Below are 13,168 nucleotides of genomic sequence, written 5' to 3'. Positions count from 1 at the left end.
CTCTATTCAGTCAGAGAAACAGTCTGACAGCGGAGGGCCCCATGGGCCCGATACAAGAAACCGGCAAGGATCCTGACAAGGCCTCCCTGAACGGCTTCTGAAGGCTAAGGCTTATGCCTCGACCTGGCGACGGGTGACAAACATGGCGTCCCCGTAGCTGAAGAAACGGTACTGCTCTTCCACTGCAGCCTGATAGGCCGTCATCACGTTGTCGTACCCCGCGAAGGCGCTGACCAGCATGATCAGGGTGGATTCGGGCAGGTGGAAGTTGGTGACCATGGCATCGACCACCTGGAACTGGTAACCCGGGAAGATGAAGATGTCGGTGTCGCTGAAAAACGGCGCCAGCGGCTTGCCCTGGGCCAGGGTCACCTTGGCCGCGCTCTCGAGGGATCGCACCGACGTGGTCCCCACCGCAATCACCCGGCCACCGCGGGCGCGGGTCGCGGCGATGGCGTCCACCACCTCCTGGGGCACTTCGGCGTATTCGGAGTGCATGTGGTGATCTTCAATCTTCTCCACCCGCACCGGCTGGAAGGTGCCCGCCCCCACGTGCAGGGTAACGAAAGCCGTTTCCACGCCCTTGGCCCGAATTTTCTCGAGCAGCGGCTCGTCGAAGTGCAACCCGGCAGTCGGCGCCGCCACGGCGCCCGGCTTCTGGTTGTAAACGGTCTGGTAGCGCTCCTTGTCGGCATCCTCGTCGGGGCGGTCGATATAGGGGGGCAGCGGCATGTGGCCGATGGCTTCCAGGATCTCAAGCACCGGGCGCGGGTCCAGGAAGTGGATCTCGAACAGGGCATCGTGGCGGGCGCGCATCTCGGCATCCACCTTCTCCCCATCGGGGCCGCCATCCAGGATGAGGCGGGTGCCGGGCTTGGGAGACTTGGAGGAGCGGACATGGGCCAGCACGCTGTGCTCGTCCAGAATGCGCTCCACCAGCACCTCCAGCTTGCCGCCGCTGGCCTTCTGGCCAAACATGCGCGCCGGAATGACCCGGGTGTTGTTGAACACCAGCAGGTCGCCCGGGTTGAGCTGGTCCAGCACATCCACAAATTGACCGTGGCGCAGGGCGCCGCTTTGACCATCGAGCTGCAACAGGCGGCTGGCGGTACGCTCTGCCATCGGATAGCGGGCAATCAGCTCGTCTGGCAGATCAAAATGAAAATCGGATACTTGCATCTTTCACCTCGGGGGAATCGGCGGCTAGTCTAGTTATCCCCCTCTGCCAAGGCAACCCAAAAGACCAAAAACCCAAGGCCGGCAAGGGATAGCGCTCTTTTTGCGAGCCTTGGGGGCCCTTGGCGTGCCGACACGGGCGCTTGGACACCAATTTGTACCCCGCCGTGCCAACAACCCTGGGTTAATGATTCTTTAATGATCTGTATTGACCCTGATCAGGTTCCAAGGCCAGGAGCTGAGCTAGGGTGAGATCAGAGACACAAGGAGGCCCACCATGATGACCCTGACTGAAATCATGACCGAACACCCCTTCACCCTGGGGCCGCAGAACAGCGTCAAGCAGGCGATGGAGCTGATGCAGCAGGAGCAGATCCGCCACATCCCCATCGTCGACGAGCACCTGCATCTGCTGGGGCTGGTCACCCTCTCCGACATCCTGGCAACCCGCGACTCCAAGCTGCTGCTGATCAATCCGGAGCGGGAGGCGGAATTCACCGACAGCGTCCAGCTCGACGAGATCATGACCCGCCAGGTGGCGAGCGTGGATCCCCACGCCGGCATCAAGGAGGCGGCCCTCTACCTGCAGCGCCACAAATATGGCTGCCTGCCGGTGGTGCGGGGACGCAAGCTGGTGGGCATAGTCACGGAGTCGGACTTCATCACTGTCGCCATCAATCTGCTGGAACTGATGGAGGAGCAGGAGCCACCCTCCGATTTCTGATCACTAAAAACTGTAATAAAATTACAATAAAAGCGTTTTCAGCCTGATTAATCGGCTAAATAGCTGAAACACTTTCAGTTTGACTGAAAAATTACACCACAAACTTGCTTTGTGATCTCCATCACACTATGATGCCGTCCATGCAATGGTTGCCGAAGAGGAGATGAGGATTGTGCACCCGATGTCTTCTCTTCATATGTCTGCAAGTTTGCACACCCCGTAGTTAGTCTTTGCTGTAAAGCATTTTTATATCGCCATTCCTTGTTTGATGACCCGGCCCTGTCTGTGCGACGGCGCCGGGATTTTTTTTGCCCGTCTCTCACCCCCTCCCCCTCTGCCCCGACGCGCCTTCAGTACCCCTCTCATCACCTCCGGCATAAAACAAGTTGCCATCCGGGACTTGAAAATGTGACATGGAGGACAGAAATTGAACTTCGACAATGAGTTATCTCTGAAGGCCTGAGATATTCATATTAGGTACAGTTGCGATGGGCTATCTAATAAGTAGATTTAAGTGATTCAAAATTGTGGCTTTGACCGATTAGAGAAAAGCCCTATGATGCCTCCATCGAAAGTTAAGCGCCTCGCCTGGCCAAGCACTTCACGACCAGACGGGCATATGTACATCACCAAGGAGCAAATACATGTCTACCTATATCAACACCGAAATCAAGCCGTTCAACGCTACCGCCTACCACAATGGCAAATTCGTTCAGGTGTCTGACGCTGACCTGAAAGGCAAGTGGTCCGTGGTCTTCTTCTACCCGGCTGACTTCACCTTCGTTTGCCCGACCGAGCTGGGCGATCTGGCTGACAACTACGCTTCCTTCAAGAAGCTGGGCGTCGAGATCTACGCCGTCTCCACCGACACCCACTTCACTCACAAGGCCTGGCACGACACTTCTGACACCATCAAGAAGATCCAGTACCCGATGATCGGCGACCCGACCGGCACCATCACCCGCAACTTCGGCGTGATGATCGAAGAAGCTGGCCTGGCTGACCGCGGTACCTTCGTCATCGACCCGAACGGTGTCATCCAGATCGTTGAAATCAACGCCGGCGGTATCGGCCGTGACGCTCTGGAGCTGCTGCGCAAGGTCAAGGCTGCCCAGTACGTTGCCGCTCACCCGGGTGAAGTGTGCCCGGCCAAATGGCAAGAAGGCGATGCCACCCTGGCCCCGTCCCTGGATCTGGTAGGCAAAATCTAAGCCTCCTGCTCTCCAAGACCGGCCCACTCAAGGGCCGGTCTGCTTTCTGGCCCAGCGCTTCCTGCATTCACTGTTTTTTGCATCCAGTGCTTTCTGTATTCATCAATAGTGCCGACCGCCATAACAAGAAGGAATTCGACCATGTTAGATACCAACCTCAAACAACAACTCAACGGTTACTTGCAGTACATCGTCAATCCCATCGAGATCAGCGTGTCCGGCAATGACAGCGACAAATCCGCAGAGCTCCTGGCATTGGCCAACGAGATAGCAGAGATGTCCCCCAAGATTTCCATGACCGATGGCACAGCCGCCCGCAAGCCTTCCATGAGCGTGGCGCCACAAGGCCAGGCACCGCGCGTGCATTTTGCCGGCATCCCCATGGGTCATGAATTTACCTCCCTGGTGCTCGCCCTGCTGCAAAGCGGCGGCCATCCCTCCAAGGCCGATCCGGCCGTGCTGGAGCAGGTGAAAAACCTCAAGGGCGAGTTCCACTTCGAGACCTATATCTCCCTCTCCTGCCACAACTGCCCTGATGTGGTACAGGCCCTGAACCTGATGGCCACCCTGAACCCCGGTATCACCCACACCATGATCGACGGAGCCCTGTTCCAGGACGAGGTGAACGAGCGCCAGATCATGGCGGTCCCGAACGTCTACCTGAACGGCCAGCCGTTCAGCCAGGGCCGTACCTCGCTCGAAGAGATCGTCGCGAAACTCGATACCGGCGCGGCAGAGCGCAAGGCGCAAGAGCTGAGCGAAAAGGCCCCCTACGACGTGCTGGTAGTGGGCGGTGGCCCGGCTGGCGCCGCAGCCGCCATCTATGCCGCCCGCAAGGGGATCCGCACCGCCATCGTCGCCGAGCGCTTCGGCGGTCAGGTGATGGACACCGTCGGCATCGAGAACTTCATCTCCGTGCCCTACACCGAGGGCCCCAAGCTGGCCGCGAGCCTGGAGCAGCACGTCAAGCAGTACGGCGTGGAAGTGATCACCGAGCAGCGTGCCGCCGCCATCAGCAAGGATGGCTACGTGAATGTGGATCTCGCCTCCGGTGCCACCTTGAAGAGCCGTGCCGTGATCCTGGCGACCGGCGCCCGCTGGCGCGATCTGAACGTGCCGGGGGAGCTCGAATACCGCACCAAGGGCGTGGCCTACTGCCCCCACTGCGACGGCCCCTTCTTCAAGGGCAAGCGGGTGGCGGTGATCGGTGGCGGTAACTCCGGCATAGAAGCGGCCATCGATCTCGCCGGTATCGTCGAGCACGTCACCGTGGTGGAGTTCGCCGATACCCTGCGCGCCGACGAAGTGCTGCAGAAGAAGGCTCGCTCCATGGGCAACATCGACATCATCATGAGCGCCCGCACCACCGAAGTGATCGGTGACGGCAGCAAGGTGGTGGGCATGGACTACGAGGATCGCACCACAGGCGAGATCAAGCACCTGGCGGTGGCCGGCATCTTCGTGCAGATAGGTCTGGTCCCGAACACCGAGTTCCTCAAGGGGAGCGAAGTCGCCCTGACCCGCTTTGGCGAAATAGAGATCGACACCAAGGGCGCTACCTCCCTGCCCGGCGTCTACGCCGCAGGGGATGCCACTACGGTGCCGTTCAAGCAGATCATCATCTCCATGGGCGCCGGTGCCACCGCAGCCCTGGGGGCCTTCGATTACCTCATCCGCAATGCGGCGCCGGAAGCCGCTGCGGCCAAGAGCGAGGCCGTGACCGCCTGACAGGCTCATCGCCCGACAAAAAGCCGACTCCCTGGAGTCGGCTTTTTTTATGCGTGTCTTCGGGCTGGCTGCCTCAGCGAACCTGCGGCTCCTCCATCCCCTCCACGTCCTCCACTTCGGGCGCGGCATAGCTCGCGGGCACCGCCTCCCCTTCCAGATCCGTTCTCGGCTCCAGCTCCGCCGTCATGGGGGTATTGGGCGGCACCGGCATGAACACCTGATGCTCGGCCAGGGGAATGGGTGCCCGCTGCCGCCGGCGCCAGCCCAGATAGCCCGCCAGCAGGGCGCCGCACAGGGCGAAATAGACGAATAGCCCCTCTGGCCCGAACTGCAACATGACGAAGGGCGCCAGCAGCGGCCCTATCATGGCCCCCAGGCTGTAAGCGAGCAGCAGCCCCTGGTTGGCCCCCAGCACCTGATCCGGGCGCAACTCGTCGCAGGCGTGGCTGAGGCTCAAGGGGTAGATGGAGAACGCCATGCCCCCCAACAGGAACACCAGGGCACCCGCGATCGGCTCGCGCCACGCCCCGGGCAGCAGCACCATCAGCAGGGCGAGCAGGGTCAGCGCCCCGCACAGCAGCAGGATCACCAGCCGCCTGTCATAGCGGTCGGACATTCGCCCTATGGGGTATTGCAGGCACATGCCCCCCAGGATCACCAGCGCCATCATGTCCGCCACCCGGGAGAGCGAGGCGCCGCTGTCGGTAAAGTAGAGCGGCAACAGGCCATAGATGGCCCCGAGGATGAGGCCGGAGGTGAAGCTGCTGCCCATGCCCGCCGGGGTGAGCCGGACAAGCTCGAGCACCCCCACCGGCTGGGGCGCCACCATGGCAGGGGTGGTCACCCGGGAGAGGGCGAGCGGCACCACGGAGAGGGTGGCGGCCATGGCGCACAGGGCGAAGGGGGTCAATACCATGGGATCCACCCACTTGAGCAGCAACTGGCCCAGGGCGAGGGAACCGTAGAGCAGGATCATGTAGAGGGACATCAACCGGCCCCGGTTCGCCGGGGTGCTTGAGACCAGCATCCAGGACTCCAGCACCACGAACAGGCCGCCGGTGGCAAAGCCCCCCAGCAGCCGCAGCGCCGCCCAGGTGACGGGCTCCACCACCATGCCGTGCAGCAGGAACAGGAAACAGAGCAGGGAGGCATAGGCCGCATAGGCCCGGATATGACCCACCCGTATGATGAGACGGGCATTGATGAAGGCCCCCAGCACCAGGCCCCCGAAATAGGCGGCCGACACCAGGCCGATGGCCTGCACCGACACCTGTTCGGCCGAGAGACGCACCGTCAGCAGGGTATTGAACATGCCGTGGCCCAGAATGAAGATCACCAGACTGGTCAGGGGTGACAGCAACCTTGTGAGTGTCATGACGCCTCCTCGTGACGAAAAGATCATGGTAGCGTCTGTTTCTTGCCCGGTTCAACCCAATAGTCCCGGCCCTTCCGGGCTATTCTTAACGGGATCCCATCAAGGAGGTCGTCAAGATGAGACTCATGCTGTTGTTGGCAGCCCTGCTCTTCGCCGGGAGCGCCATCGCCTTCCACTGCCCCATGGACATGAAGAAGATTGATGATGCCCTGGCCACGAACCCCGCCCTCAGTGCCGAGAAACTGGCCGAGGTGAAGCAGCTCAGGGCCGAAGGAGAGACCCTGCATAACGCGGGCAAGCATCAGGAATCCGTCGATACCCTGGCCAAGGCCATGGCCATCCTCGGCATTGATCAAGGCTGACACTGCCCATGCCCCGCGCGACTGTCTGCTTCGCACCGCCCGGATGCGACAGGCAGTCCAGATGAAACAAGGCCCTCGCCATCACTGGCGGGGGCCTTTTCACTGCGGGTGTCAGCGCTTGCCGGGGCTAAACCCGGCCACTGTAGACCAGGGTGCAATAGTTGAAGGCTATCTTGCCGTGAACGGCATGACGTGCAAACTCGCGGCGGATGAGGGCCGTCATCTGCTCATGGGCCGGGGTGCCGACGGCGGGGGCATAGGAGGAGGAGTTGAGCCGCCCCAGCACGCCGTCCAGATCGAACAGCTGGCGGTTTTCAAAGCGATCGAGCCGGTACTCCCCCTCGAAGAAGGCACTAAAGTCGTGCTCACCGAGGTTGCGATGATTGACCTCCTCGTAATCCCCCGAATAGGCGTGCAACCCCTCCTCATAGGCCTTGAGAAACGGGGTGTCGGTCAGCCTGTCATTCCAGATGAGGGCGACCCGGCCACCGGGTCTGAGCAGCCGCTGACACTCCTGCCGAAAGGCGGTGCGATCGAACCAGTGAAACGCCTGGGCGACCGTCACCAGGTCCACCGAGCCCGTCGGCAGGCCGGTGGCCTCCGCACTGCCGTGGGACCAGCCGATGTTGCCCACCTCCGCCAGCAGCCGTCTGGCGGCGGCGCGCATCTCGTCATTGGGCTCCACCGCCCAGACCCGCGCCACCCGAGGTGCGAGCAGGGCGGTCAGGATGCCGGTGCCCGCCCCTATGTCGGCCACCTGGGCCTTGGGCCCCATGGCAAGCTCGTCAGCCAGAAAGTCCAGCATGGCCGCCGGATAACCGGGGCGGTACTTCACATAAGCCTCGACCCGGGTCGAGAATCGCTGGGTACTGTCCATCGCGCACACCTCTCTTGTCATTGGCGGGGCATCCGGTCGCCCAGCCTGTCGCTCTGCCTGCCAAACCGGGCGGCCCGGATCCCTATGCCACTACACTTGACGACATCATGCAACTCCCCGGCTGGCAACAGAGGGCGCCAGGTAGCAACCACTGGGGCAAGAGAAAGGGAGGGGCACAGGATGACAGCAACCGACAGGAGCCACGAGATGATGACAGCCGCAAAGAACAGGATCTGCCTCTGGTATGACGGGGATGCCGAGGAGGCGGCACGGTTTTACGCAAGCCTCTTCCCCGACTCCGCCGTCGACGCCGTGCACCGGGCCCCTGCCGACTACCCCGCCGGCAAGAAAGGGGATGTGCTGACGGTCGAGTTCAGGGTGATGGGGATCCCCTGCCTCGGGCTCAACGGCGGCCCCGGGGTCAGCCACGGCTGGGCCTTCTCGTTCCAGGTGGCCACCCAGACCCAGGCCGAGACGGATCGCTACTGGCACGCCATCATCGACCATGGCGGCCAGGCGAGCGAGTGCGGCTGGTGCCAGGACAAGTGGGGCATCTCCTGGCAGATCACCCCCCTGGCCCTCACCGAGGCGATCACGGATCCCGACCCCGAGGCAGCGAGACGCGCCTTCGAGGCCATGATGCAGATGGGCAAGATAGATATCGCCGCCATAGAGGCGGCGCGCCGGGGCTGAGCGCCCATTCAGCTCCACCGCCTGCCAACGAACAGGCCCCGCCAGCAGGCGGGGTCTGTTCGTTCATGCGGCTTGGCGAGAGCGCAGCCCCGGGTGACCCCTCTTCCCTTACTTGGCCATCAGTTCAAAGGGGCAGCGACCGCTCCTGCACCACGCTCTTCATGACGAGGGTCGAGGTGAGTCGCTGGACGCTCGGCAGCGCCGAGAGCTGCTCATCATACAAGCGCTGGAAGGCGGGAAGATCCCGGGTGATGACGTTCAGCAGGTAATCGGGATCGCCGAAGAGACGCTGTGCCTGAATGACCTGGGGGATCGCCACCAGGGCTTGTTCGAAAGTGGCGACGGCCTGGCGATCCCCCTCCCTCAGGGTGACAAAGACGATGGCGGAGAAGTTAAGGCCGAGGTTGCCGGGATCGAGCTGTGCGCGATAGCCCCTGATCACCCCCGCCTCCTCGAGGGCACGCACCCGCCGGTGACAAGGGGAGACGCTGAGCCCGATCCGTTCGGCCAGCTCGGTGACGGAGAGGCGCCCGTCAGACTGCAGCTCGGCAAGGATCCTGCGATCAATTCTGTCCATTTGGAAAATCTTCCCATTTATAGAGCGATATTGGCAAATATCAGACAGCACATTCTAATCATCGGGGGATATTATTTTCAATCTTGGATGAGGATTGGCAGTTTCAACCTCAGTTTCATACCCACACAGGAGAGAAAAGATGAATCGCGAACTCCTTGACGGTGGCTTCGTTGCGCTGGCCATGAGGGAGTCCCCTGCCCTGCGCCGGCAGGCCAAACACCACGGGCGAATCCGCCCATCCACTGACCCGGCCATGGCCATCAGAAGTTGGCCGCTTGCACGCATGGCGACGCCCCCCTTGCAGGAGGTCTCCTCATCATGACACTCGCTCTCTTTGGCGCCTTCTGGGCGGTCTCCATCCTGTTCGTCATCACCCCAGGGGTGGACTGGGCCTATGCGATCTCGGCAAGCATGCGGGGGCGAGTGGTGATCCCCGCCGTGACCGGGCTGCTGCTCGGCCACCTGACGGCCATCCTGATCGTGGCCGCCGGGGTGGGAGCCCTGGTGGCCAGCAACCCGCTGGCACTCAGCCTGCTCACCCTCCTGGGGGCGGCCTACCTGCTCTGGCTCGGCATCAACCTGTTGCTGCACCCCGCCATGCCGGCGGCGGACAAGGATCAGAGCCCGGGAGGCTGGCACCACTGGACCCTCAAGGGCATCTGCGTGAGTGGCCTCAATCCCAAGGTCTTCCTGCTGTTCCTGGCACTGCTGCCCCAGTTCACCGATCCCGCCGCCCCCTGGCCGGTGCCGGGACAGATAGTCGCGCTCGGACTGGTCCATGTCGCCAGCTGCGCCATCGTCTACCTGCTGGTGGGGTACGGCGCCCAGGCCATACTCAGCACCCGCCCCCTGGCGGCGCGCAGAGTGAGCCAGCTCTCCGGCGCGGCCATGATCGCCATTGCCATGCTCCTGTTCGTCGATCAGGTCTTCCCCTGAATGTCATTCCAACCCCGCGAGAACCCCAACATGAGTGAACACGCCTCCCCATACGGTCAAGACACCCGGGCCGTCTCCCGTATCAGGATCCCTCACCTCCAGCAGATGAAGGCGCTGGGACAGAAGTGGGCCATGCTGACCGCGTACGACATGTATACCGCCGCCATTTTTGAGGAGGCGGGGATCCCGGTGCTGCTGGTGGGAGACTCCGCCTCCAACAACGTCTATGGCAACGAGACCTCGCTCCCGGTCACGGTGGACGAGCTGATCCCGCTGGTTCGGGCCGTGACCCGCACCACCCGCCGTCCGCTGGTGATAGCGGATCTCCCCTTTGGCTCCTATCAGGGCTCGGCCGAGCAGTGTTTTCATACTGCGGTTCGCTTCATGAAGGAAGCCGGCGCCCACGCCGTGAAGCTCGAGGGTGGCAAGCAGATGCTGCCCCAGGTGGAAAAACTGGTGAGCACGGGTATCCCGGTGATGGCCCACATCGGCTTCACTCCACAGGCGGAGCATCAACTCGGTGGCTACCGCGTGCAGGGACGCGGCGAGGATGGCCAGCAGCTTGTCGACACCGCCCTCGCCTTCGAAGCCGCTGGCGCCTTCGCCCTGCTCATCGAGATGGTGCCAGCCGAGCTGGCCGAGAGGATCACGGCGGCGGTCGCCATCCCCACAGTAGGCATAGGCGCCGGAGTCCACTGCGATGCCCAGGTGCTGGTCTGGCAAGACATGGCCGGCTTGCGAACCGGGCACCTGCCACGCTTCGTCAAGCAATACGCCGACATGCGCACCCTGCTGCATCAGGCGGCGCGCGACTACGCCGCCGATGTCGAGGCGGGCACCTTCCCCGGCCCAGAGCACAGCTTCTGAGGCCAGGGACGAGCGTCACAAGCACGCCCGGGAAAGGGGTGAGAACCACGGATTGAAGATAAAAAAAGACCACCCCTGGGGGTGGTCTTTTGTTGTCTGGGCTCGAATGTCCCCTTCATGTGATCATGTCCATTTAAGTTGGAAACTCGCGAATCAAATATTTCAATATCTTAGCGATACCCAGTGTGACAATTAAGTTGGAAACCAAACATTAATTGATGTGTAATATTCAAGCAGACACCTGTATTTCGCCTACATCACAACGCCGGATCGTCCCTATCCTGCCTATGCTGATTCATCGTTTCCATCATCGCACTCACTAATGAGCCCGGCACTGTTCTTGTCAAAGTGGCCTCTCTGCTCTGCCCATAACTGAGTCTTGGTGTAACCATTCCCACCCGCCTTATTGGGGTTGATATTGCTTGACGTATTGAGCGGCGAGGGCTTGCGCTTGGGCAAGGTCAGCCGAGGTCAAGCGCTTGGCCACTCTATCGCACATTTCCAGTGCATGGCTGCGGCCATTGACCGCCGCAGAGTAGGACCAAGCATAAGCCTGCTGGTCGTCCTGCTGCACTCCCCTGCCTTCAAAATACATATCACCCAAAACCTGTTGCGCTGCGGCATGTCCCTGTTCAGCCGCAAGGCGATACCAAGGCTCTCCCCGCCTAGAGTCAAACACACCAGCTTCTGTATCAAAGGCTTCATACGACCCAAGATCAAATTGAGCATCAGCATGCCCCTGCTCAGCAGCTAGGCGACACCAATACAACTTCTGCTGACTATGTTCAGAATAGTTTGGTCGTGCATCTCGGCTCACGCCAAGGTCAAGGCGATACATCTCTCCCAAATTGTATTGGGCAGCAGCATGCCCTTGTTCAGCCGCCTTACGAAACAAGGATACCGCCTGATAGTCATCTTGCAGCACACCCCGACCATAGCGATACATATCGCCTAGCTTAAATTGTGCGTCGAAATCATTCTGCATAGCCGCCTTGCGTAACCAAGATGCAGCCTTCTGGTCGTCCTGCTGCACACCCTTACCATGGAGATACATATCGCCTAGTTTAAATTGCGCCCAAGAATCACCCTGTTTAGCCGCCTTGCGATACCAGATGGCTGCCTGTCTAAAATTTTGCGGCAAGCCTCGACCATCGTTATACATATCCCCTAGGGAGCATTGCGCTCCAGCATCCCCCTGCTCAGCAGCCTTGCGATACCATGTAGCTTCCTTCTGGGGGTCCCGCGACACACCCAAACCGGTCCTGTACCGCCTCGCTAGGCTGCATTGCACTTTGGCATCACCTTGCTCAGCTGCGGCAATAATACGATCAATAAAAGACATGGGACCTCCAGAGCAGCAGAAAATAAGTACAGCCCGCTAGGGCATCAACATGACAATTTTTAAATTACTGCAATACTGTTTGTTTTATCACGTTTGGTTGTTTTATCACGTTTGGTAAGACTTACTCCTTCTAGAGAAAGTGCAAGTCAGTCACCAAGCTCAGAATAGTGCTTCTGTAAACGATTAAATTGAAATTACCAAAAATATCCACTCTATTATGGAAGGTGCTTGTTAGCACCTTCCATAAAGTCATAATGCCTCAAAACACCTTTACAAAACCACACTTAAGCAGCAGAAAAAATTATTAACAATTATATTCCAATATATGCTTCCGACCATCTTTAGGTTTTATACGGCCAAAATCTGCAAGAAGATATTCAAAGGTTTTGAAAAATTCATCCTCCAGAATCGTTTCTTCATAATTTAGCTTATTATTCTCATTAAGAGAGAACACTTGCGCTCTGATGAAGCATTTGCAATTCCCTACTGAAAATTCAAACACATTCTTTTGATCGTCAAGAGCTCCATCTCGTTTTGTGTTTTCTCTCTGATTCTGCTTTATTGTTAACAAGAATTCCACTACGCGTAAATTTTTCTGGCTATCCAATTTGTCGATAATGTAACTTAAGTCACCAGGAGAAAAATCACATCCTTCCTTTCTTATAAAATTCATATCCCCTTCATGAGCAAGATATGGATGAGTGTGAACTCCACCTATTCTTTCAAAACCGATCTGCTTAGCCAAGTGCTCTTTCAGATATTGTGTCTCACCCTTGAATGCCACTGAACCAGCTTGCATATCTGCCGTGGTATCCACGGAAATAAATTCAACTTTATATTTGGTTTTACTTTTCCCTTGCTTTACTGTTCCATAGACCGAAGCATGAATCTCTATACCACTACGTCGGTGACCATTGTGCTGAACAACAAATGCCTCGAACCCATTGAGAATCAACTGTGCAGTTGCTTGTTTTGATATAAAAATGTGATGTTCCATCATAACTCTCATTATAAACAAAAGGATGTTAAATATATGCATGGGATTTTTACGGCCCTAAATATTGAGGGCCTATCATTCTTTTACGACAAAAGAAATAAGTATTTTTATTGCTGAAATTTATGATATCAACAACGACATACAAAGAATTCACTTTATCCGCATACGTGGGAAACATTCCACTATCATCTTAGGCTGTGCCTGCTGATGATAACTACGCATGCTATATGTCACATCAAATTCCTCATCCCTGACACAAAATGTCTTATGCTCGGACCTAAACACATCGAACTGTATTCTTAA

At 58.7% G+C, this 13,168-nt stretch carries 13 protein-coding genes; 7 read left to right on the top strand and 6 right to left on the bottom strand.

Going from position 1 to position 13,168, the window contains the following annotated elements; translation table 11 throughout:
- Positions 1-111: 111 nt before the first annotated feature.
- Positions 112-1,179, bottom strand: a complete 1,068-nt coding sequence (gene queA, locus AC3WR3_RS09385; protein WP_492291728.1) for a tRNA preQ1(34) S-adenosylmethionine ribosyltransferase-isomerase QueA — start codon at positions 1,177-1,179, stop codon at positions 112-114.
- 274 nt (positions 1,180-1,453) lie between these two features.
- Here queA and AC3WR3_RS09380 point away from each other — a divergent pair, with 274 nt between their 5' ends.
- The 3 genes from AC3WR3_RS09380 (at position 1,454) to ahpF (ending at position 4,839) form a co-directional block, all read left to right on the top strand.
- Positions 1,454-1,900, top strand: a complete 447-nt coding sequence (locus tag AC3WR3_RS09380) for a CBS domain-containing protein (RefSeq protein ID WP_042650441.1) — start codon at positions 1,454-1,456, stop codon at positions 1,898-1,900.
- A gap of 644 nt (positions 1,901-2,544) precedes the next feature.
- The gene (gene ahpC / locus AC3WR3_RS09375) at positions 2,545-3,111 is read left to right on the top strand and encodes an alkyl hydroperoxide reductase subunit C (RefSeq protein WP_025327255.1); all 567 of its coding nucleotides are present in this window, start codon (positions 2,545-2,547) and stop codon (positions 3,109-3,111) included.
- A 141-nt stretch (positions 3,112-3,252) separates the two neighbouring features.
- The gene (ahpF, locus tag AC3WR3_RS09370; RefSeq protein WP_025327256.1) at positions 3,253-4,839 is read left to right on the top strand and encodes an alkyl hydroperoxide reductase subunit F; all 1,587 of its coding nucleotides are present in this window, start codon (positions 3,253-3,255) and stop codon (positions 4,837-4,839) included.
- Between the two features lie 73 nt (positions 4,840-4,912).
- Here ahpF and AC3WR3_RS09365 read toward each other — a convergent pair whose 3' ends face one another.
- On the bottom strand, positions 4,913-6,214 hold the full coding sequence (locus AC3WR3_RS09365) for an MFS transporter (protein WP_492291727.1): 1,302 nt from the start codon (positions 6,212-6,214) through the stop codon (positions 4,913-4,915).
- A gap of 116 nt (positions 6,215-6,330) precedes the next feature.
- Here AC3WR3_RS09365 and AC3WR3_RS09360 point away from each other — a divergent pair, with 116 nt between their 5' ends.
- On the top strand, positions 6,331-6,576 hold the full coding sequence (locus tag AC3WR3_RS09360) for a PA2433 domain-containing protein (protein WP_025327258.1): 246 nt from the start codon (positions 6,331-6,333) through the stop codon (positions 6,574-6,576).
- Between the two features lie 127 nt (positions 6,577-6,703).
- Here the strand turns inward: AC3WR3_RS09360 and AC3WR3_RS09355 are convergent, their stop codons facing one another.
- On the bottom strand, positions 6,704-7,453 hold the full coding sequence (locus tag AC3WR3_RS09355) for a class I SAM-dependent methyltransferase (RefSeq protein WP_492291726.1): 750 nt from the start codon (positions 7,451-7,453) through the stop codon (positions 6,704-6,706).
- A gap of 207 nt (positions 7,454-7,660) precedes the next feature.
- On the opposite strand from AC3WR3_RS09355, the gene AC3WR3_RS09350 reads away from it, so the two are divergent.
- The gene (locus AC3WR3_RS09350) at positions 7,661-8,146 is read left to right on the top strand and encodes a VOC family protein (RefSeq protein WP_202045961.1); all 486 of its coding nucleotides are present in this window, start codon (positions 7,661-7,663) and stop codon (positions 8,144-8,146) included.
- 124 nt (positions 8,147-8,270) lie between these two features.
- On the opposite strand, the gene AC3WR3_RS09345 is transcribed toward AC3WR3_RS09350, so the two are convergent.
- Entirely contained in the window at positions 8,271-8,723 is a 453-nt protein-coding gene (locus tag AC3WR3_RS09345; RefSeq protein WP_025327261.1) for an Lrp/AsnC family transcriptional regulator, read from the bottom strand.
- A gap of 318 nt (positions 8,724-9,041) precedes the next feature.
- On the opposite strand from AC3WR3_RS09345, the gene AC3WR3_RS09340 reads away from it, so the two are divergent.
- A complete protein-coding gene (locus tag AC3WR3_RS09340; RefSeq protein ID WP_492291725.1) occupies positions 9,042-9,659 on the top strand; it encodes a LysE family translocator in 618 nt (205 codons plus the stop codon).
- Positions 9,660-10,526, top strand: coding sequence for a 3-methyl-2-oxobutanoate hydroxymethyltransferase (gene panB, locus AC3WR3_RS09335; RefSeq protein WP_492291724.1), 867 nt, complete (start codon positions 9,660-9,662; stop codon positions 10,524-10,526).
- Between the two features lie 403 nt (positions 10,527-10,929).
- Here panB and AC3WR3_RS09330 read toward each other — a convergent pair whose 3' ends face one another.
- Together AC3WR3_RS09330 and AC3WR3_RS09325 are read right to left on the bottom strand one after the other, a co-directional pair.
- Entirely contained in the window at positions 10,930-11,868 is a 939-nt protein-coding gene (locus AC3WR3_RS09330) for an SEL1-like repeat protein (protein WP_492291723.1), read from the bottom strand.
- A gap of 304 nt (positions 11,869-12,172) precedes the next feature.
- Complete coding sequence (locus tag AC3WR3_RS09325) at positions 12,173-12,865, bottom strand: hypothetical protein (protein ID WP_492291722.1); 693 nt, start codon at positions 12,863-12,865, stop codon at positions 12,173-12,175.
- Positions 12,866-13,168: the final 303 nt, after the last annotated feature.

The organism is Aeromonas sp. EU05-FHT14A05, from assembly GCF_058791175.1.
Note: the sequence above shows the minus strand (reverse complement) of the source record. Positions and strands in the feature narration are given on the sequence as shown.